The organism is Pseudomonas baetica (assembly GCF_051216495.1).
Taxonomy (GTDB): domain Bacteria; phylum Pseudomonadota; class Gammaproteobacteria; order Pseudomonadales; family Pseudomonadaceae; genus Aquipseudomonas; species Aquipseudomonas baetica_B.
Genome location: NZ_JBPKAM010000071.1, coordinates 1 through 18241 on the forward strand (window position 1 = coordinate 1; position 18241 = coordinate 18241).

Annotated in this window: 18 protein-coding genes; 12 read left to right on the forward strand and 6 right to left on the reverse strand. The window is 58.2% G+C overall.

What is annotated here, in order from left to right; translation table 11 throughout:
- Positions 1–111 precede the first annotated feature (111 nt).
- On the reverse strand, positions 112–1887 hold the full coding sequence (gene gcl / locus ACSFE6_RS22075; protein WP_435429565.1) for a glyoxylate carboligase: 1776 nt from the start codon (positions 1885–1887) through the stop codon (positions 112–114).
- A gap of 268 nt (positions 1888–2155) precedes the next feature.
- On the opposite strand from gcl, the gene ACSFE6_RS22080 reads away from it, so the two are divergent.
- Both ACSFE6_RS22080 and ACSFE6_RS22085 read left to right on the forward strand, forming a co-directional pair.
- Positions 2156–2596: a GlcG/HbpS family heme-binding protein gene (locus ACSFE6_RS22080; RefSeq protein WP_435429566.1), complete on the forward strand. Its 441-nt coding sequence runs from the start codon at positions 2156–2158 to the stop codon at positions 2594–2596.
- Between the two features lie 197 nt (positions 2597–2793).
- Positions 2794–3252: an REP-associated tyrosine transposase gene (locus ACSFE6_RS22085; RefSeq protein WP_435429567.1), complete on the forward strand. Its 459-nt coding sequence runs from the start codon at positions 2794–2796 to the stop codon at positions 3250–3252.
- A gap of 111 nt (positions 3253–3363) precedes the next feature.
- Here ACSFE6_RS22085 and ACSFE6_RS22090 read toward each other — a convergent pair whose 3' ends face one another.
- Complete coding sequence (locus tag ACSFE6_RS22090; RefSeq protein ID WP_435429568.1) at positions 3364–3969, reverse strand: TetR/AcrR family transcriptional regulator; 606 nt, start codon at positions 3967–3969, stop codon at positions 3364–3366.
- A gap of 134 nt (positions 3970–4103) precedes the next feature.
- On the opposite strand from ACSFE6_RS22090, the gene ACSFE6_RS22095 reads away from it, so the two are divergent.
- Positions 4104–5018, forward strand: a complete 915-nt coding sequence (locus tag ACSFE6_RS22095) for a DUF808 domain-containing protein (RefSeq protein ID WP_435429569.1) — start codon at positions 4104–4106, stop codon at positions 5016–5018.
- 129 nt (positions 5019–5147) lie between these two features.
- Here the strand turns inward: ACSFE6_RS22095 and ACSFE6_RS22100 are convergent, their stop codons facing one another.
- Both ACSFE6_RS22100 and ACSFE6_RS22105 read right to left on the reverse strand, forming a co-directional pair.
- On the reverse strand, positions 5148–5936 hold the full coding sequence (locus ACSFE6_RS22100) for an MlaA family lipoprotein (RefSeq protein WP_435429570.1): 789 nt from the start codon (positions 5934–5936) through the stop codon (positions 5148–5150).
- Positions 5929–7227, reverse strand: a complete 1299-nt coding sequence (locus ACSFE6_RS22105; protein WP_435429571.1) for a serine/threonine protein kinase — start codon at positions 7225–7227, stop codon at positions 5929–5931. The genes ACSFE6_RS22100 and ACSFE6_RS22105 overlap by 8 nt, the downstream gene beginning before the upstream one ends.
- 222 nt (positions 7228–7449) lie before the next feature.
- On the opposite strand from ACSFE6_RS22105, the gene ACSFE6_RS22110 reads away from it, so the two are divergent.
- Positions 7450–7818 carry a hypothetical protein gene (locus tag ACSFE6_RS22110; protein ID WP_435429572.1) on the forward strand — a complete coding sequence of 123 codons (369 nt, stop codon included), beginning with the start codon at positions 7450–7452 and terminating at the stop codon, positions 7816–7818.
- Between the two features lie 125 nt (positions 7819–7943).
- On the opposite strand, the gene ACSFE6_RS22115 is transcribed toward ACSFE6_RS22110, so the two are convergent.
- A complete protein-coding gene (locus ACSFE6_RS22115) occupies positions 7944–9539 on the reverse strand; it encodes a beta (1-6) glucans synthase (protein ID WP_435429573.1) in 1596 nt (531 codons plus the stop codon).
- Between the two features lie 34 nt (positions 9540–9573).
- Between ACSFE6_RS22115 and ACSFE6_RS22120 the strand changes: the two genes are divergently transcribed.
- From ACSFE6_RS22120 to ACSFE6_RS22135, 4 genes are all read left to right on the forward strand, one after another.
- Positions 9574–9735, forward strand: coding sequence for a hypothetical protein (locus ACSFE6_RS22120; RefSeq protein ID WP_435429574.1), 162 nt, complete (start codon positions 9574–9576; stop codon positions 9733–9735).
- A gap of 105 nt (positions 9736–9840) precedes the next feature.
- Positions 9841–10686: a glycine betaine ABC transporter substrate-binding protein gene (locus tag ACSFE6_RS22125; RefSeq protein WP_435429575.1), complete on the forward strand. Its 846-nt coding sequence runs from the start codon at positions 9841–9843 to the stop codon at positions 10684–10686.
- Between the two features lie 233 nt (positions 10687–10919).
- Positions 10920–11231 carry a DUF485 domain-containing protein gene (locus ACSFE6_RS22130; protein ID WP_008052644.1) on the forward strand — a complete coding sequence of 104 codons (312 nt, stop codon included), beginning with the start codon at positions 10920–10922 and terminating at the stop codon, positions 11229–11231.
- Entirely contained in the window at positions 11228–12886 is a 1659-nt protein-coding gene (locus ACSFE6_RS22135; protein ID WP_435429576.1) for a cation acetate symporter, read from the forward strand. The genes ACSFE6_RS22130 and ACSFE6_RS22135 overlap by 4 nt, the downstream gene beginning before the upstream one ends.
- A 317-nt stretch (positions 12887–13203) precedes the next feature.
- Here the strand turns inward: ACSFE6_RS22135 and gltA are convergent, their stop codons facing one another.
- Positions 13204–14493: a citrate synthase gene (gene gltA / locus ACSFE6_RS22140; RefSeq protein ID WP_007977501.1), complete on the reverse strand. Its 1290-nt coding sequence runs from the start codon at positions 14491–14493 to the stop codon at positions 13204–13206.
- A 364-nt stretch (positions 14494–14857) separates the two neighbouring features.
- Between gltA and sdhC the strand changes: the two genes are divergently transcribed.
- From sdhC to ACSFE6_RS22160, 4 genes are read left to right on the forward strand one after another with little or no spacing between them, the layout of a single operon-like run.
- Positions 14858–15232 carry a succinate dehydrogenase, cytochrome b556 subunit gene (gene sdhC / locus ACSFE6_RS22145; RefSeq protein ID WP_435429577.1) on the forward strand — a complete coding sequence of 125 codons (375 nt, stop codon included), beginning with the start codon at positions 14858–14860 and terminating at the stop codon, positions 15230–15232.
- Complete coding sequence (gene sdhD / locus ACSFE6_RS22150; RefSeq protein WP_095139417.1) at positions 15226–15594, forward strand: succinate dehydrogenase, hydrophobic membrane anchor protein; 369 nt, start codon at positions 15226–15228, stop codon at positions 15592–15594. Before sdhC ends, sdhD begins: the two co-directional genes overlap by 7 nt.
- A gap of 3 nt (positions 15595–15597) precedes the next feature.
- The gene (gene sdhA / locus ACSFE6_RS22155) at positions 15598–17370 is read left to right on the forward strand and encodes a succinate dehydrogenase flavoprotein subunit (RefSeq protein WP_435429578.1); all 1773 of its coding nucleotides are present in this window, start codon (positions 15598–15600) and stop codon (positions 17368–17370) included.
- Between the two features lie 11 nt (positions 17371–17381).
- Positions 17382–18086, forward strand: a complete 705-nt coding sequence (locus ACSFE6_RS22160; protein ID WP_435429579.1) for a succinate dehydrogenase iron-sulfur subunit — start codon at positions 17382–17384, stop codon at positions 18084–18086.
- Positions 18087–18241 lie beyond the last annotated feature (155 nt).

The following is an 18241-nucleotide window of genomic DNA, read 5'->3' on the forward strand; positions in this document are numbered from 1 at the left end:
ACGCGTGGGGGTCCCTTGGGGGAGCGCTCCGTCTCAAAAAAACGGGGGGCAAGACGACAGAAGGGCTGAATGTACCGGCCTCTTCGCGAGCAGGCTCGCTCCCACAGGTTGTTAATCGAGCAACGAAATCGCAGTCGGTGCGTCGTTGCCGACCAGCGCCAGGTCTTCGAATTCGTTGACGGCGTTGATCTCGGTGCCCATGGAAATGTTGGTCACGCGCTCCAGGATGATCTCGACAATCACCGGAACCTTGAACTCTTCGATCATCTCTTCGGCCTTGCGCAGGGCAGGGGCGATGTCAGCCGGTTCGAATACGCGCAGTGCCTTGCAACCGAGGCCCTCGGCTACCGCGACGTGGTCGACACCATAACCGTTGAGTTCCGGTGCGTTCAGGTTATCGAAGGACAGCTGCACGCAGTAGTCCATCTCGAAACCGCGCTGAGCCTGACGGATCAGGCCCAGGTACGAGTTGTTCACCACAACATGAATGTACGGCAGCTTGAACTGCGCGCCCACCGCCAATTCTTCGATCATGAACTGGAAGTCATAGTCGCCCGACAGTGCCACGACTTTGCGGGTCGGGTCGGCCTTGACCACACCCAGTGCTGCCGGGATGGTCCAACCCAGTGGACCTGCCTGGCCACAGTTGATCCAGTGACGCGGCTTGTAGACGTGCAGGAACTGCGCGCCGGCAATCTGCGACAGACCGATGGTGCTGACGTAGCACGTGTCCTTGCCGAACACCTGGTTCATTTCTTCATAAACGCGCTGCGGCTTGACCGGCACGTTGTCGAAGTGAGTCTTGCGTTGCAGGCTGGCCTTGCGTTGTTGGCAATCCTGCAGCCAGGCGCTGCGGTTTTTCAGCTTGCCGGCGGCTTGCCATTCGCGAGCGACTTCGATGAACACGGTCAGCGCGGCAGCGGCGTCGGAGACGATGCCCAGGTCCGGGGTGAACACGCGGCCGATCTGGGTCGGTTCGATATCAACATGAATGAATTTGCGGCCTTCGGTGTAGACGTCAACGGAGCCGGTGTGACGGTTGGCCCAACGGTTGCCCACGCCAAGCACCAGGTCGGACTTGAGCAGGGTGGCGTTGCCGTAGCGGTGCGAAGTCTGCAAGCCAACCATCCCGACCATTTGCGGGTGATCGTCAGGAATGGTGCCCCAGCCCATCAGGGTCGGGATCACCGGAATGCCGGTCAGCTCGGCGAACTCCACCAGCAGCTCACTGGCGTCGGCATTGATGATACCGCCACCGGCCACCAGCAACGGACGCTCGGCCTGATCCAGCATCGCCAGGGCTTTTTCCACCTGAACGCGGGTCGCGCTTGGCTTGGCCAGCGGCAGCGGTTGATAAGCGTCGATGTCGAATTCGATTTCCGCCATTTGCACATCAAATGGCAGGTCGATCAGCACCGGACCTGGACGGCCGGAGCGCATTTCATAAAAGGCTTTCTGGAACGCATAAGGCACCTGGCCCGGCTCCAGAACAGTGGTCGCCCACTTGGTTACCGGCTTGACGATGCTGGTGATGTCGACTGCCTGGAAGTCTTCCTTGTGCAGACGGGCGCGGGGTGCCTGGCCGGTAATGCAAAGGATCGGGATCGAGTCGGCCGAGGCGCTGTACAGCCCGGTGACCATGTCGGTGCCGGCAGGGCCGGAGGTGCCGATGCACACGCCGATGTTGCCGGCCTTGGTGCGGGTGTAGCCCTCGGCCATGTGCGACGCGCCTTCAACGTGGCGAGCGAGGACGTGATCGATGCCGCCGACTTTTTGCAAGGCGGAGTACAGCGGGTTGATGGCGGCACCCGGGATGCCAAAAGCGGTATCAACCCCTTCACGGCGCATCACCAGAACGGCGGCTTCGATTGCTCTCATTTTGCTCATGGTTTTGTGCCTCTTTACGTTTTGTAATTGTATACAAGTGGCTTTGCGCTGAGTGTATTCACGGTGGACGGCGCAGGTCAATCCATTTTCTCAAGCGGTTGTTTCATTCGTCGGAAGCCCGGTTCACTGTGGCTTTTCGTCGCATGTGGCGCTTTTCGAGAATTATTGTATACAAAAAAATAATTCATTGTGTTCTATTTGTTGCATGCGGCTGCGACACAAAGAAGCAGCCCAACGGCTTTCCGAAAAACAAAATGAGGACGGCACCATGAGCGCTTTAACCTTGAAAGTCGCAGTCAACCTGGTCAACGAAGCCATCAACGCGGGACGGGCGATTTCTGCTGCGCCCCTGACCATCGCGGTATTGGATGCCGGCGGGCATCTGATCACCTTGCAGCGTGAAGACGGCGCCAGCCTGCTGCGCCCGCAAATCGCCATCGGCAAGGCCTGGGGCGCCATCGCCCTGGGCAAGGGCTCACGCCTGCTGGCGCTGGACGCACAACAACGTCCGGCCTTCATCGCTGCGTTGAACAGCCTGGGGCAGGGCAGCGTCGTCCCGGCGCCAGGTGGCGTGCTGATTCGCGATCAGGCCGGGATCGTGCTGGGGGCGGTGGGGATCAGCGGGGATTTGTCGGATGTGGATGAGCAGTGTGCGATCAATGCGATCGAGGCGCTGGGGTTGAGGGCGGATGCGGGGGTTGTTGCTTGATTGATGGTTGACTGATTTACCGCTATCGCCAGCAGGCTGGCTCCCACAGGGATTATCTGAGTGTCAGAGATCAACTGTGGGAGCCAGCCTGCTGGCGATGACGAACTACCAGACACATCCGTCTAAATGTCTGCCCCGCCCTTGGGTGATATCAGGTCTAGCCTTCTTCTTGAGTTAATCATGCAAGGGGCAAAGGAATGCCTGATCTACCCGCTTCAAATCGCTTGCGCATCGGCCGCTATGCCGAATCCAACCGGATTTACCTGCTGACTATCAATACACGCGACCGAGAGCCGATATTCAAAGACTTCACCTTGGGTAGAGTGGTGGTTAATCAATTTCGCTGCGCTCAGGATCAAGGCTTTGCCAATTCGCTGGCCTGGGTTGTCATGCCCGATCACTTTCATTGGTTGATTGAGTTGCGGCAGGGGTCGTTGGGTGGTCTGGTGCAAAGGACTAAATCGTTGACTACCAAGGCAGTGAAGTCGTCTACCGGTCGTGGTGTCAGTATTTGGCAGCGAGGTTTTCATGATCGAGCGCTGCGTCGTGAAGAGGACTTGGTAAAGGTCGCACGGTATGTTGTGGCAAACCCATTGCGGGCGGGACTGGTCGAGCGGCTTGGCGACTATCCACTCTGGGATGCCATTTGGGTTTGAGCTGAAATCGAGTTGACTCATCGCTAGCAGGCTAGCTCCCACAGGGGATTTGTTTACGCCATAGGTCCAATGTGGGGGCTAGCCTGCTAGCGATGGATGCCCCACGGTCTATCAATCCGGCTCACACCCCTTGAGCACCAACCGAATGATCGTCTGCGCCGCCGCTTCATAATCCGCTTCGTCCAGCTTTTCCTTGCCGGTGATGGCGGTGATCTGCCAATCGAAGTCGGCGTAGGTCTGGGTCGCGGCCCAGATGCTGAACATCAGGTGATTGGGGTCGACGCGCGCAATCTGCCCGCGGTCGATCCAGGTCTGGATGCAATCGATGTTGTGCTTGGCCTGGCCGTTGAGCTGTTCGACCAGGTCAGCACTCAGGTGCGGCGCGCCGTGCATGATTTCGCTGGCGAATACCTTGGAGGCAAAAGGCAGGTCGCGGGAGATGCGGATTTTCGAGCGGATGTAGCCGCTCAGCACTTCACTGGGCACACCGTCAGGATTGAACGGCGTCGAGGCCTGCAGGATGGGCTCGATGATGCTTTCCAGGACCTCGCGGTAGAGGTTTTCCTTGGATTTGAAGTAGTAGTAGACGTTGGGCTTGGGCAATCCCGCCTTGGCTGCGATGTCGCTGGTTTTGGTCGCAGCGAAGCCCTTGTCGGCAAATTCTTCACTGGCGGCACGCAGGATCAGTTGTTTGTTGCGCTCGCGGATTGTGCTCATAAACCAGGTGGTTCCTTGCCTGTACTGGCGGTTGCGCATGGTAGCACCGGCCTTTGGCGGCGCTCAAGAATGCTCCGTGCGGCGCTCGGCCGCGCTATGCTGCATGCCATTCATTCAAGAAGGAAACCCGGTTCATGGCAGGAAGCAGTTTGCTGGTGCTGATCGACGACATTGCCGCCGTGCTGGACGATGTGGCGTTGATGACCAAAATGGCCGCCAAGAAGACTGCCGGCGTATTGGGCGACGATCTCGCGCTTAATGCCCAGCAGGTCAGTGGCGTACGGGCCGAACGGGAAATCCCCGTGGTCTGGGCGGTGGCCAAGGGATCGTTTATCAACAAGCTGATCCTGGTGCCGTCGGCATTGGCGATCAGCGCGTTCATTCCCTGGTTGGTCACGCCATTGTTGATGCTCGGTGGCGCCTACTTGTGCTTCGAAGGGTTCGAGAAACTCGCCCACAAGTTTCTGCACAGCAAGGCTGAAGACCAGGCCGAACATGCCGAACTGGTCGAGGCGGTGGCGGACCCGGCGGTGGATCTGGTGGCCTTTGAAAAGGACAAAATCAAGGGCGCGATCCGTACCGACTTCATTCTCTCGGCGGAGATCATCGCCATCACCCTTGGTGTCGTGGCCGATTCGGCGCTCACCCAGCAAGTCGTCGTGCTCTCGGGCATCGCCATTGTCATGACAATCGGTGTTTACGGTTTGGTGGCGGGCATCGTCAAACTCGATGATCTGGGGCTGTGGCTGACCCAGAAGCCCGGGCAGATGGCCAAAAGCATCGGCGGCGGGATTTTGCGTGCGGCACCCTACCTCATGAAAAGTCTGTCGGTGATCGGCACCGCGGCGATGTTCCTGGTCGGTGGCGGCATCCTGACCCACGGCGTGCCGGTGGTGCACCACTGGATCGAAACGGTCAGTGCGGCGGCAGGTGGTGCCGGGTTTATCGTGCCGACCTTGCTCAATGGGGTGGCGGGGATTGTAGCGGGGGCGGTGGTGTTGGTTGGGGTTATGGTTGTCAGCAAGATCTGGAAAGCGCTGAAAGGCTGAGACCTTAATGCGATTCAAGTGTGGGAGCGAGCCTGCTCGCGAAGACGGTGCGTCAGTCGACATCTACATTGACTGACAGACCGCTTTCGCGAGCAGGCTCGCTCCCACAGTGTTTTTTAGCTCTCGGACTTACTCGGCAATCTGCAGTTTGCGCGACTCGGTGTACACGTAACGCACCTTCTCATACTCGAACGGCGAGTTCAGCTGTCCATAGCGGAAGCTGGTTTGGTAGCGCTTGTCGATGCCGCGCAGTATCCAGACCTCTGGATGGTTGGAGCTAACTTCTGCAACGTTGAGGAAGTTGATCGCGTTCTCGGCGCTGAAGTCGACCGCCAGCCCGCCCGTATCACGCAGGTTCGACGGCCCGAGGATCGGCAGTACGAAGTAAGCACCGGCCGGTACGCCATAGAAACCCAGGGTCTGGCCGAAGTCTTCGTTCTGGCGCGGCAGGCCCATGGCGGTGGCCGGGTCCCACAATCCGGCAATGCCGATGGTGGTGTTGAGCAGCAATCGCCCCGTGATTTCTATCGAGCGCTGGCCCTTGAACTGCAAGAGGCTGTTGAGCAGGTTCGGCACATCTCCCAGGTTGTTGAAGAAATTGCTGACCCCTGTGCGCAAGAAGCTCGGAGTGACATAGCGATAGCCGTTGACCACCGGCAGGAATACCCATTGGTCGAACCGGTAGTTGAAGTGGTAAACGCGGCGGTTCCACGATTCCAGCGGGTCGTAGACGTTCAGTGCGCTGAGGGTCGAGCGTTCGAACTCGCGCTGGTCCAGTCCTGGGTTGAACTTGAGTTTGCTCAATGGCTCCTTGAAGCCATCACTGTCGACGACCACGGGGGCGTCGGCTTTGCTGTTGTCGGCATTGGCAGCGGTTGCGCAGAGTAACGCGGCGATAAGCAGGAGGTATTTAGCCACGGAAGAACTCCAGCATGGCGTCGCTGTTGACGCGGTAGTTAAGGTTGCCGCAGTGGCCACCCAGCGGGTAAACGGTCAAGCGATCGCCGAAGGTCTTGCGCAGGAAACCGAGGTCGCCCGGGCCGAGGATCACATCGTCGGCGTTGTGCATAACGGCAATTTTCGGGCTTTTGCGCAGGTAGTCTTCCAACGCATACAGGCTCACCTGGTCGACCAGTTGCAGGAGACTGCCGCCATCGGTACGGGCGCGCCACATCGGAATGACCTGTTCGGTGATGTAGCAGTCGAAGTCGCATTGCAGAGCACGCTTGAGGTAGGGCGTCAGGCTGGTACCTTCGGTGATAGGGGTTTTCGGTGGGGTGATGAGGCCGCGGCGGTTGATCAGGTCAGAGGTAAAGGCGATGTCGGCCGCCGAGAAGCGGAACGACGTGCCGATCAGCATGGCCATCTGTTCGTTGCTCAAGTGCTGCTTGGACTGCTGGAAGTCGTAGAGCAGCGCATCGTTGAGGTCGATGTAACCCTTCTGTTGGAAGTAACGGGTCAGTTTGTTCAGCACCAGCTCATAGAAGGTGGTGGTATTGGTGATGCCCTTTACTTCGGTCTGGACCAACCTGTCGAGATTGGTGATCGAGGTGTAGAGGTTGACCGGTGGATTGAGCAACAGGACTTTCTTGAAGTTGAAGCTGCGACGGGTTTCATCCAGGTGTGCGACGAATGCCGCGTCCAGGCCACCCAGGCTGTAGCCCGTCAGGTAGTAATCTGTGACCGGCAACTTGGGGTTTTGCGCCCGCACGGCCTGCATCACCCGGTACATGTCTTCGGCGTCGTCCTTGCTGATGCCGGGCGTGGCAAAGCGCGAGGCGGCACTCATGAAGTCGAAACTGGTGGGCGACGACAACTGCACCACATGATAGCCAGCCTTGTAGTAAAGCTTTTTCAGGTACTCGTTAAGGCTGCTGTCATACCGCGCGCCGGTGCCGGCGATCAGGAAGATCAGCGGTGCGGCCTTATCCTGGGTGGCAATGCGATAGGTGAGCTTTTTCACCGGCCAGAAGTTGTCGGGCAACTCGAATTGGCGCTCCGGGCGCAACGTGACGCTGCGATCCGATTGATCGATGTCGTCATCCAGTGGCAGGTCCGGACGCAAATCCGGTGGCGTCGTGGCGATGGTCGCCTCGAAGGGGTTGGTCAAGGGATAGCCATAACTGGCGGCGTCGACATCGACCGCTAGTGCGGACGCACTCAAGATAAGGCCGCTGAACAGCGCGGCGAAGCGCAAGGATCGGAGCATGACTAAATCCCTTAGAAAAGGTGCCGAATGAAGTTCGCAGGCTATGACCACCGGATTTGCGCCAAAGTGCCACGCATCGGCACCAAACAGGCCTAATTCTGAGTAATAGTAGCTGGACGATACACTTTGCAGCGATTGGATGACCAGTTAACTGTTGTTAGCGCTTGCACAAGGCCGCCGGACGATTAAGCTGGCCGCCGTTTTCGCTTATTGGAGTGCTCCATGTCCCGCCGTCTGCCCGTGATTCTGCTGCTCGTTTTGCTGCCCGTATGGCTGGCCGCCAGCTATGGCGCGCGTTATGGCTTTATGGAAGATGCTCAGTGGGTGGGCGTCTGTGTGGATGAGGCGAGTCGGTGGGAATGCCAGGTCCGTTCGAACCTGGGGCTGATGATTCACTTCGGGGTAATGGGCTGGGCAGCATTGGCCGCCGCAGTGATCGGCTTCGTGACGCCGGGGCGGGCCGGGTGGTGGCTGGCGGTGTTGGCGCTGGCGTTCGGGTTGCCGGCGCTGGCGTTGTACAACACGACGCTGGCGGTGTTTGCGGTGGTGATTGCGGGGTTGCGGTTGGTCAGGGCATCTCGCAGCGCTTGAAAGTCAGCCTTCGCGAGCAGGCTCGCTCCCACAATTGATCTCCAGTGAACACACTATTTGTGCACGACCAAAATCTAATGTGGGAGCGAGCCTGCTCGCGAAGAGGCCGGCAGATGCTCTGAAAATTATGTTTTGCGAACTCGTAAACTGCGCCACAACGCCACCACCATCAACACACTCACCAGCGTCCATCCCCATGCCTGCTGGTTCTCTAATCCTTCGCGATACAGCTGCGGCGCAATGCCGGCACCAATGATGAAGGTCAGTAGAGCAATTTCCCGACGAGGCACGCTCACCGGGCGGCACAGATAAACCAATGCCGGCACGATGAACGCCACGCTCGGGAAGCTGCGATAGCGCGGGTCGAACACCAGCTCCAGCATCGTCACCGCCGCCGCAAACCCGGTCACCGCCAGCAACCAGCCGGCGCGACGCTCCAGCGCTTTGAATGCGTGTCCGCGCCAACCGGTGCGAGGGCTTAAGGTCAGCGCGGCGTGGGTCAGTACCAATAGATTCAACGCCGTCAGCAGCGCGACCCACAACCACTCGCTGGTAAATCGGGTGGTGACTCGCGCCAGATCGCCCCAGGCGCCAATCGAGCAGGCGGCCAGCGCGCCCAGTAATGGCAGAACCAGCGCCGCGCGAGTACTGCGCACGCGACCACCGAGGATCAGCGTGCCGAGGAAGATCAATCCACCCACCATCAGCCACTGCGACCAGTACGGCACGTTCGATACGGGACCGGCCAAAACGCCCTTGTCCTGACGATCCGCATCGAACAATCCCCAGTAACCACCGACCGCACCTTCGCTGGCGCGTTTCCATGGTTGGTCGAAGGCTTCAATCAGGTTGTAGCGCCAGCCTTGCTGCTCGGCCATGGCGACAAAGCCGCGAATGAATCGGGCTTCATTGACCCGGCTCGGCAGGGCGGTTTCACGCTGGCGGCCTTCGCTCGGCCAACCGGTTTCACCAATCATCACGTCCTTGGGAGCGAATTTATTGCCGAACACCTGGCGCACTTCGGCCACATGTTGCAGGGCGGCATCGATGTTCGAAGGATCGTCTTCCCAGTACGGCAGCAAGTGGATGGTCAGGAAATCCACGGCCGGTGCAATTTCCGGGTGCTTGAGCCAGAACTCCCAGACGTCGGCATAAGTGACCGGCTGCTTGACCTGGCTTTTGACCTTGTTGATCAGCCGGGCCAACTGCGCGCCGGTTACCTCTTTGCGCAGCAGGGTTTCATTGCCGACGATCACCGCCGTCACCACGTCCGGATTGGCGTTGGCCGAAGCAATCAGCAGATCGACTTCTTTTTCGGTATCGACGGGATTGCTGTTGACCCAGGCGCCGATCATCAACTTCAACCCGTGTTTGCGCGCCAGGTCGGGCAGGGCGTCGAGGCCGGTCATGGAGTAGGTGCGGATGCACTGGAAGTTTTTGGCCAGCAGTGCGAGGTCGGCGTCCATGCGCTCGGGGCGCAAATTGAACGGTACATCGAACGGCGACTGGTCCTTGTCGAAGGGAGTGTAGGAGGCGCATTGCAATTTGTGCGTCGGGGTGGCCGCGTCCGGAAGGATCACCGGCTGGCCGAGGCCGTACCAAAAGCCGATCAGGGCAAACAGCCCCAACAGACAGGCGAAGAGATAGGCAAAAAAAGGAAAGCGGGATGTCGCAGGCATGGTCAGGCCGTCTGGGAGCAAAGCGGCGCATGTTACCTGCATTTTTCGCGTGCTTGGGCCCTTGCATGATTTTGACATGCAAAGTTCGGGCGGATTGACCGATGCGCTTGCCGGGCATGAGGTTAATGGCTTTCTGATGTCGTTTCTCGATGCCTTGAGGTCGTTGGCAGAGCAGGTCGCGTTGAGCGTCAGGTTGATGATCGAAGGCGTCAGTACCCTGGTTGATAAATCGCGCTGATGTTCGAATGAGTTTGCGCTGGGCGTGATGGGGGCGCTGTGCACCAGAACAATACGTTGACGCGACTCGACATCCGTCGAGCGCAGCACTTTCGGGGAAGTAACGATGAAGATGCGACGACTTTTAGGTGCAGGTGCCGCTCTGGCATTTGCGATGGGCTCCACATTCGCCAACGCCAAGGAAGTGACCATCGGTTACGTTGATGGCTGGTCCGACAGTGTCGCGACCACCCATGTGGCCGCTGAAGTGATCAAGCAGAAACTCAATTACGACGTTAAGCTGCAAGCCGTTGCTACCGGGATCATGTGGCAGGGCGTGGCCACTGGCAAACTCGATGCCATGCTGTCTGCCTGGCTGCCGGTGACCCACGGTGATTACTGGGCCAAAAACAAGGATCAAGTCGTCGACTACGGCCCGAACTTCAAGGACGCGAAGATCGGTTTGATCGTGCCGGAGTACGTCAAGGCCAAATCCATCGAAGATCTGAAAACCGACGACAGCTTCAAGAAGCGCATCGTCGGCATCGACGCCGGTTCAGGCGTAATGCTCAAGTCCGAGCAGGCCATCAAGGACTATGATCTGACGGGCTATCAACTCAAGGCCAGTTCCGGCGCCGGCATGATTGCCGAGCTGACCCGTGCCGAGAAGAAAAACGAATCCATCGCCGTGACCGGTTGGGTACCGCACTGGATGTTCGCCAAATGGAAACTGCGTTTCCTCGAAGACCCGAAAGGCGTGTATGGCGCGGCGGAAACCGTGAACAGCATCGGCAGCAAAGAGCTGGAAACCAAGGCGCCGGAAGTGGCCAAGTTCCTGAAGAACTTCCAATGGGCCTCGAAAGACGAAATCGGCGAAGTCATGCTGGCGATCCAGGAAGGCGCCAAGCCTGATGCCGCGGCGAAGGACTGGGTAGCCAAGCACCCGGAACGCGTGGCTGACTGGACCAAGTAATACGCTTGATCCTGTAGGAGCGAGCTTGCTCGCGATGGCGGTGTAACAGTCAACAAAGTCGTTGAATGTTAAGACCTCATCGCGAGCAAGCTCGCTCCTACAGTTGTTTAGGGTGTGCTGGTAAATGGCAAATACGTCATGTGGTTCTAAGACTAAGGTCGTCTGGAACCCGGCTCGCAGCCGCATAGAGTGGATACCGTTCCAACTCAATCTGTGCTGCGAGGATAAAAACAATGAACGACAGCATTTACCTCTCGATTCAAAACAGCCCGCGCTTCAAGGAGCTGGTGAGCAAGAGGGAGCGTTTCGCCTGGATTCTTTCGGCGATCATGCTAGGGCTTTACTCCGGATTCATCCTTTTGATTGCTTACGGGCCGCAGGTACTGGGGGCGAAAATCAGCCCTGAGTCCTCGATCACCTGGGGTATTCCGATCGGTGTCGGGCTGATTGTTTCGGCCTTCATCCTGACCGGGATTTACGTACGACGCGCCAATGGCGAGTTCGACGACCTGAACAATGCGATTCTCAAGGAGGCTCAGCAATGATCCGGCGTTTAATGGCTCTTTTGAGCATCGCAGCATTCGCACCGGGCGCCTGGGCCGCTGATGCCCTGACCGGCGCCGTGCAGAAACAACCGCTTAACGTGTCGGCGATTTTGATGTTTGTGGCCTTCGTGGGTGCAACCCTGTGCATCACCTACTGGGCTTCCAAGCGCAACAACTCGGCGGCCGACTACTATGCGGCGGGCGGCAAAATCACCGGTTTCCAGAACGGTCTGGCCATTGCCGGTGACTACATGTCCGCGGCATCCTTCCTGGGTATTTCCGCGCTGGTGTTCACTTCCGGCTACGACGGTCTGATCTATTCGATCGGCTTCCTGGTGGGCTGGCCGATCATTCTGTTCCTGATCGCCGAGCGCCTGCGTAACCTGGGCAAGTACACCTTTGCCGACGTGGCGTCCTATCGCCTGGGGCAAACCCAGATCCGTTCGCTGTCCGCTTGCGGTTCGCTGGTGGTGGTGGCGTTCTACCTGATCGCGCAGATGGTCGGTGCCGGCAAGCTGATCCAACTGCTGTTTGGTCTCGATTACCATGTAGCGGTGATCCTGGTCGGTATCCTGATGTGCCTTTATGTATTGTTCGGTGGCATGCTGGCGACTACCTGGGTACAGATCATCAAGGCTGTGCTGCTGCTGTCCGGCGCGTCCTTTATGGCGCTGATGGTGATGAAGCACGTCAACTTCGACTTCAACATGCTGTTCTCCGAAGCGATCAAGGTTCACCCGAAAGCTGAAGCCATCATGAGCCCGGGCGGCCTGGTGAAGGATCCGATCTCGGCATTCTCCCTCGGTCTGGCACTGATGTTCGGTACCGCTGGCCTGCCGCACATTCTGATGCGCTTCTTCACCGTGAGTGACGCAAAGGAAGCTCGCAAGAGCGTGCTGTACGCAACCGGTTTCATTGGCTACTTCTATATCCTGACCTTCATCATCGGTTTCGGCGCGATCCTGCTGGTCAGCACCAACCCGGCCTTCAAAGATGCCGCCGGCGCACTGGTGGGCGGTAACAACATGGCGGCGGTGCACCTGGCCAATGCGGTCGGCGGCAGTGTCTTCCTGGGCTTTATCTCGGCGGTAGCGTTCGCGACCATTCTGGCAGTGGTTGCCGGCCTGACCCTGGCCGGTGCCTCGGCGGTGTCTCACGACCTGTACGCCAGCGTGATCAAGAAGGGCAAGGCTAACGAGAAGGATGAAATCCGCGTCTCGAAAATCACCACCATCGCGTTGGCAGTGCTGGCGATTGCGCTGGGCATCCTGTTCGAAAGCCAGAACATTGCGTTCATGGTGGGCCTGGCGTTCTCCATCGCGGCGAGCTGCAACTTCCCGGTCCTGCTGCTTTCCATGTACTGGAAAAAGCTGACCACCCGCGGCGCCATGATTGGCGGCTGGATGGGCCTGGTAAGTGCTGTGGGCTTGATGATCCTTGGCCCAACCATCTGGGTGCAGATCCTGCATCACGAAAAGGCCATCTTCCCGTATGAGTACCCGGCGCTGTTCTCGATGATCATTGCCTTTATCGGGATCTGGTTCTTCTCGGTGACCGACAAGTCGACTGCAGCTGACAATGAGCGGGCGTTGTTCTTCCCGCAATTCGTTCGCTCGCAGACCGGTTTGGGGGCGAGTGGGGCGGTTTCGCACTAACAGCAGTTACAAGCTGCAAGTTTCAAGCGGCAAGCAAATGCCCCGGTCGAGAGATCGGGGCATTTTTTATTGGGCGTTTATCGAACTGAATCTGTGGCGGAGGCGATCTCCAGGTATTGCGTGGGGTAAATGTAGGAGCTGCCGAAGGCTGCGATCTTTTGATCTTGCCTTTGAAAGGCAAAAGATCGCAGCCTTCGGCAGCTCCTACTGGTGGGCTAGTTGTTACCGAAGGAATGGCTGGCTCCACAAACAAAAACGGCCTCTATTTATATAGAGGCCGTTCTCGGTACAACTAAGACGCTATCAAAAGACAGATCTTACTTGCGATCTTCCAGCTTGGTGATGTCGCGCGACTCGTAGCCGGTGTACAGCTGGCGCGGACGGCCAATTTTGTACGGGCTGGAGAGCATTTCTTTCCAGTGGGAAATCCAGCCGACGGTCCGCGCCAGGGCGAAGATCACGGTGAACATGCTGGTTGGAATGCCGATCGCCTTGAGGATGATCCCCGAGTAGAAGTCGACGTTCGGGTACAGCGAGCGCTCGATGAAGTACGGGTCGGTCAGGGCGATCTCTTCCAGGCGCATGGCCAGTTCGAGTTGCGGATCGTTCTGGATGCCCAGTTCCTTCAGCACTTCGTCGCAGGTCTGCTTCATGACGGTGGCGCGTGGGTCGCGGTTTTTGTAAACGCGGTGACCGAAGCCCATCAGCTTGAACGGATCGTTCTTGTCCTTGGCCTTGGCGATGAACTTGTCGATGTTCGAAACATCGCCGATTTCATCGAGCATGGTCAGTACAGCTTCGTTGGCGCCGCCGTGGGCAGGGCCCCACAGTGCAGCGATGCCGGCGGCGATACAGGCGAACGGGTTGGCCCCCGAAGAGCCCGCCAGGCGCACGGTGGAAGTCGATGCGTTCTGCTCGTGGTCGGCATGGAGGATGAAGATCCGGTCCATGGCCTTGGCGAGTACCGGGCTGATCGGTTTGATCTCGCACGGGGTGTTGAACATCATGTGCAGGAAGTTTTCCGCGTACGACAGGTCATTGCGCGGGTACATCATGGGTTGGCCCATGGAGTACTTGTAAACCATCGCCGCCAGGGTCGGCATCTTGGCAACCAGGCGGATCGCGGAGATTTCGCGATGCTGCGGGTTATTGATGTCCAGGGAGTCGTGGTAGAAGGCCGAGAGGGCGCCGACTACACCGCACATGACGGCCATCGGGTGGGCGTCGCGACGGAAGCCGTTGAAGAAGGTCTTCAGTTGTTCATGAACCATGGTGTGGTTCTTGACGGTGCTGACGAACTGGGCCTTCTGTTCTGCAGTCGGCAATTCGCCGTTGAGCAACAGATAGCAGGTTTCCAGGTAGTCCGACTTCTCGGCCAGTTGTTCGATCGGGTAGCCGCGGTGCAACAGAATGCCGTTGTCGCCGTCGATATAGGTGATCTTCGACTCGCAGGAGGCGGTCGACATGAAACCAGGGTCAAAAGTGAAGCGGCCCGTGGCCGTCAGGCCCCGAACATCGATAACATCGGGACCAACGGTGCCGGTTAAAATGGGCAGCTCGACGGGGGCTGCGCCCTCGATGATCAACTGCGCTTTTTTGTCAGCCATGTGGCCTCCTATTTATGCTTGAAATCATCAGACAGACCCCCCACGCAGGGCCCGCACCACTATAGTGAGATAAATTCGAATGTCAATTTGCCTAAAGTCTTGCTCCAGAAGGCTTTAACCCGACTTTTTTCTCGAAATTGCCTGCCATTTACGCCTTTTATGCGAGTTGTGCAATCCGCTATTTGGGGTAGGTGTTTGCGTTGTCATTAGTAGCCTAACTGTCTATACTCGGCGACCGACCGCCAAGGGCTTTTGGGCTCGCTTTCATTGGGGGTCGCATCCCTGGGTGGTGGTTACCTGACCAGTGCACTCCCCAACAACTTTGCCCTGATTGTTAGGGGCTCTTCAGTGTGAAAAAAAAGCCGTGAAAAGCCAACGACCTGTAAACCTAGACCTAAGGACCATCAAACTCCCCATCACCGGCGTTACGTCGTTTCTTCACCGTGTTTCCGGCATCATCCTCTTCCTGGGCCTCGGCTTCATGCTTTATGCATTGGGCAAATCCCTGGGTTCCGAGGAAGGTTTTGTCGACGTGAAGGCAACCTTGACCAGCCCGCTGGCCAAGTTCGTAGCATGGGGTCTCCTGTCCGCTCTGCTGTATCACCTGGTAGCCGGTGTGCGCCATTTGATCATGGACATGGGCATTGGCGAGACGCTGGAAGGCGGCCGCCTGGGCTCGAAACTTATCATCGCCGTTTCCGTGGTGTTGATCGTTCTGGCAGGAGTTTGGATATGGTAACCAGCGTTACGAATCTTTCGCGTTCGGGCCTCTATGACTGGATGGCACAACGTGTGTCTGCGGTCGTTCTCGCGGCTTATTTCATCTTCCTGATCGGATACCTCGCAGTGAATCCGGGCATCGGCTACGAGCAGTGGCACGGCCTGTTCGCTCACAACGGGATGCGTATCTTCAGTCTGCTGGCCCTTGTTGCCCTTGGCGCTCACGCCTGGGTCGGCATGTGGACCATCGCGACCGACTACCTGACGCCGATGGCGCTGGGCAAGTCCGCGACTGCAGTACGTTTCCTTTTCCAGGCAGTATGCGGCGTTGCGATGTTCGCTTACTTCGTCTGGGGTGTGCAGATTCTCTGGGGTATCTGATTCATGGCTAACATTCCAACGATTTCTTTCGACGCCATCATTATTGGTGGCGGCGGTGCAGGCATGCGCGCAGCGCTGCAACTGGCACAAGGCGGTCACAAGACTGCCGTGATCACCAAAGTGTTCCCGACCCGTTCGCACACTGTATCGGCACAGGGCGGCATCACCTGCGCCATCGCGTCGGCCGACCCGAACGATGACTGGCGCTGGCACATGTACGATACCGTCAAAGGTTCCGACTATATCGGTGACCAGGACGCTATCGAATACATGTGTCAGGAAGGCCCGGCCGCCGTATTCGAGCTGGACCACATGGGTCTGCCTTTCTCCCGTACCGAAACCGGCCGTATCTACCAGCGTCCGTTCGGCGGTCAGTCCAAGGACTACGGCAAGGGTGGCCAGGCTGCTCGCACTTGCGCAGCGTCCGACCGTACCGGTCACGCGCTGCTGCACACCCTTTATCAGGGCAACCTGAAAGCCGGTACCACGTTCCTGAACGAGTACTACGCTGTCGACCTGGTGAAAAACGGTCAAGGCGAGTTCGTCGGTGTGATCGCGATTTGCATCGAAACCGGCGAGACCACCTACATCCGCGCCAAGGCCACTGTTCTGGCGACCGGTGGTGCAGGTCGTATCTACGCTTCGACCACCAACGCCCTGATCAACACCGGTGACGGCGTCGGCATGGCTCTGCGTGCAGGCGTACCGGTACAAGACATCGAAATGTGGCAGTTCCACCCGACCGGTATTGCCGGCGCCGGTGTTCTGGTAACCGAAGGTTGCCGTGGTGAAGGTGGTTACCTGATCAACAAGCACGGCGAGCGTTTTATGGAGCGTTATGCTCCGAACGCCAAAGACCTGGCAGGTCGTGACGTCGTTGCCCGTTCGATGGTTAAGGAAATCATCGCCGGTAACGGTTGCGGTCCGAATGGCGACCACGTAATGCTCAAACTCGACCACTTGGGCGAGGAAGTGCTGCACAGCCGTCTGCCAGGCATCTGCGAGCTGTCGAAAACCTTTGCTCACGTTGACCCGGTTGTTGCTCCTGTTCCGGTCGTTCCGACTTGCCACTATATGATGGGCGGCGTTGCCACCAACATTCATGGTCAGGCGATCACCCAGGACGCCGATGGCGTCGACACCATCATCCCTGGCCTGTTCGCTGTAGGCGAAGTGGCTTGCGTATCGGTTCACGGTGCCAACCGTCTGGGCGGCAACTCGTTGCTCGACCTGGTGGTCTTCGGTCGTGCTGCCGGCCTGCACCTGGAGAAGGCGCTGACCGACGGTATCGAATACGACGACGCCACCGAAGCCGACATCGAAGCTGCCCTGGCGCGTCTGTCCGCCTTGAACGCTCGTACCGACGGCGAAGACGTGGCCACCCTGCGTCGCGAGCTGCAAAGCTGCATGCAGAACTACTTCGGTGTATTCCGTACCGGCGAATACATGCAGAAGGGTATTGCCCAGCTGGCCGATCTGCGCAAGCGCATCGCCAACGTCAAGATCAACGACAAGTCGCAGGCGTTCAACACTGCGCGAATCGAAGCCCTTGAGCTGCAAAACCTGCTGGAAGTGGCTGAAGCTACCGCCATCGCTGCCGAAGTACGTAAAGAGTCGCGCGGTGCTCACGCCCGTGAAGACTTCGAAGACCGTGACGACGAAAACTGGCTGTGCCACACCCTGTACTTCCCGGGTGAGAAGCGTGTTGCCAAGCGTGCCGTGAACTTCTCGCCGAAGACTGTTCCGACTTTCGAACCTAAAGTCCGGACTTATTAAGGGTGACCGCCATGTTGCAAGTCAGTGTTTATCGTTACAACCCTGATCAGGACGCTGCGCCGTTCATGCAGGAATTCCAGGTCGATACCGGTGGTAAGGACCTGATGGTGCTGGACGTGCTCGCGCTGATCAAAGAGCAGGACGAAGGTTTCTCCTATCGTCGCTCCTGCCGTGAAGGCGTTTGCGGCTCCGACGGCATGAACATCAACGGCAAGAACGGCCTGGCGTGCATCACGCCGCTGTCCGCCGTTGTAAAAGGTAACAAGCTGATCGTTCGTCCTCTGCCAGGTTTGCCGGTGATCCGTGACCTGGTCGTCGATATGAGCATCTTCTACAAGCAATACGAGAAGGTTAAGCCATTCCTGCAGAACGACACGCCGGCTCCGGCCATCGAGCGTCTGCAGTCCCCTGAAGAGCGTGAAAAGCTCGATGGTCTGTACGAGTGCATCCTGTGCGCTTGCTGCTCGACCTCTTGCCCGTCCTTCTGGTGGAACCCGGACAAGTTCCTGGGTCCAGCTGCCCTGCTGCAAGCGTACCGCTTCCTGGCAGACAGCCGCGACACCAAGACTACCGAGCGTCTGGCTTCGCTGGATGACCCGTTCAGCGTATTCCGCTGCCGCGGGATCATGAACTGCGTCAACGTATGTCCGAAAGGCCTGAACCCGACTAAGGCCATCGGTCACATCCGTAACATGTTGCTCTCGAGCGGCGTGTGATTCAGCTGTTGTACCCGTAAGACCGCTGTAACTGTAAAGACCAAGGCGCGGGCTTCAACCCGCGTCATGGTTATAACCAGAGCAGTAGCCAAAAGCTGCGGCTCTTCTTTTGAAGAAATGAGACAAGCAGGGGCATCCGGGCTGGTACCCGGACT

Bases quoted from the DNA above. Each gene is read 5' to 3' on its own strand.
- sdhA (WP_435429578.1), top strand. From the start codon at position 15,598: ATGGCTAACATTCCAACGATTTCTTTCGACGCCATCATTATTGGTGGC.
- ACSFE6_RS22085 (WP_435429567.1), top strand. From the start codon at position 2,794: ATGCCTGATCTACCCGCTTCAAATCGCTTGCGCATCGGCCGCTATGCC.
- sdhD (WP_095139417.1), top strand. From the start codon at position 15,226: ATGGTAACCAGCGTTACGAATCTTTCGCGTTCGGGCCTCTATGACTGG.
- ACSFE6_RS22080 (WP_435429566.1), top strand. From the start codon at position 2,156: ATGAGCGCTTTAACCTTGAAAGTCGCAGTCAACCTGGTCAACGAAGCC.
- ACSFE6_RS22110 (WP_435429572.1), top strand. From the start codon at position 7,450: ATGTCCCGCCGTCTGCCCGTGATTCTGCTGCTCGTTTTGCTGCCCGTA.
- ACSFE6_RS22160 (WP_435429579.1), top strand. From the start codon at position 17,382: ATGTTGCAAGTCAGTGTTTATCGTTACAACCCTGATCAGGACGCTGCG.
- gltA (WP_007977501.1), bottom strand. From the start codon at position 14,493: ATGGCTGACAAAAAAGCGCAGTTGATCATCGAGGGCGCAGCCCCCGTC.
- ACSFE6_RS22115 (WP_435429573.1), bottom strand. From the start codon at position 9,539: ATGCAGGTAACATGCGCCGCTTTGCTCCCAGACGGCCTGACCATGCCT.
- ACSFE6_RS22095 (WP_435429569.1), top strand. From the start codon at position 4,104: ATGGCAGGAAGCAGTTTGCTGGTGCTGATCGACGACATTGCCGCCGTG.
- ACSFE6_RS22105 (WP_435429571.1), bottom strand. From the start codon at position 7,227: ATGCTCCGATCCTTGCGCTTCGCCGCGCTGTTCAGCGGCCTTATCTTG.
- ACSFE6_RS22120 (WP_435429574.1), top strand. From the start codon at position 9,574: ATGCAAAGTTCGGGCGGATTGACCGATGCGCTTGCCGGGCATGAGGTT.
- ACSFE6_RS22090 (WP_435429568.1), bottom strand. From the start codon at position 3,969: ATGAGCACAATCCGCGAGCGCAACAAACAACTGATCCTGCGTGCCGCC.
- ACSFE6_RS22130 (WP_008052644.1), top strand. From the start codon at position 10,920: ATGAACGACAGCATTTACCTCTCGATTCAAAACAGCCCGCGCTTCAAG.
- gcl (WP_435429565.1), bottom strand. From the start codon at position 1,887: ATGAGCAAAATGAGAGCAATCGAAGCCGCCGTTCTGGTGATGCGCCGT.
- ACSFE6_RS22135 (WP_435429576.1), top strand. From the start codon at position 11,228: ATGATCCGGCGTTTAATGGCTCTTTTGAGCATCGCAGCATTCGCACCG.
- ACSFE6_RS22125 (WP_435429575.1), top strand. From the start codon at position 9,841: ATGAAGATGCGACGACTTTTAGGTGCAGGTGCCGCTCTGGCATTTGCG.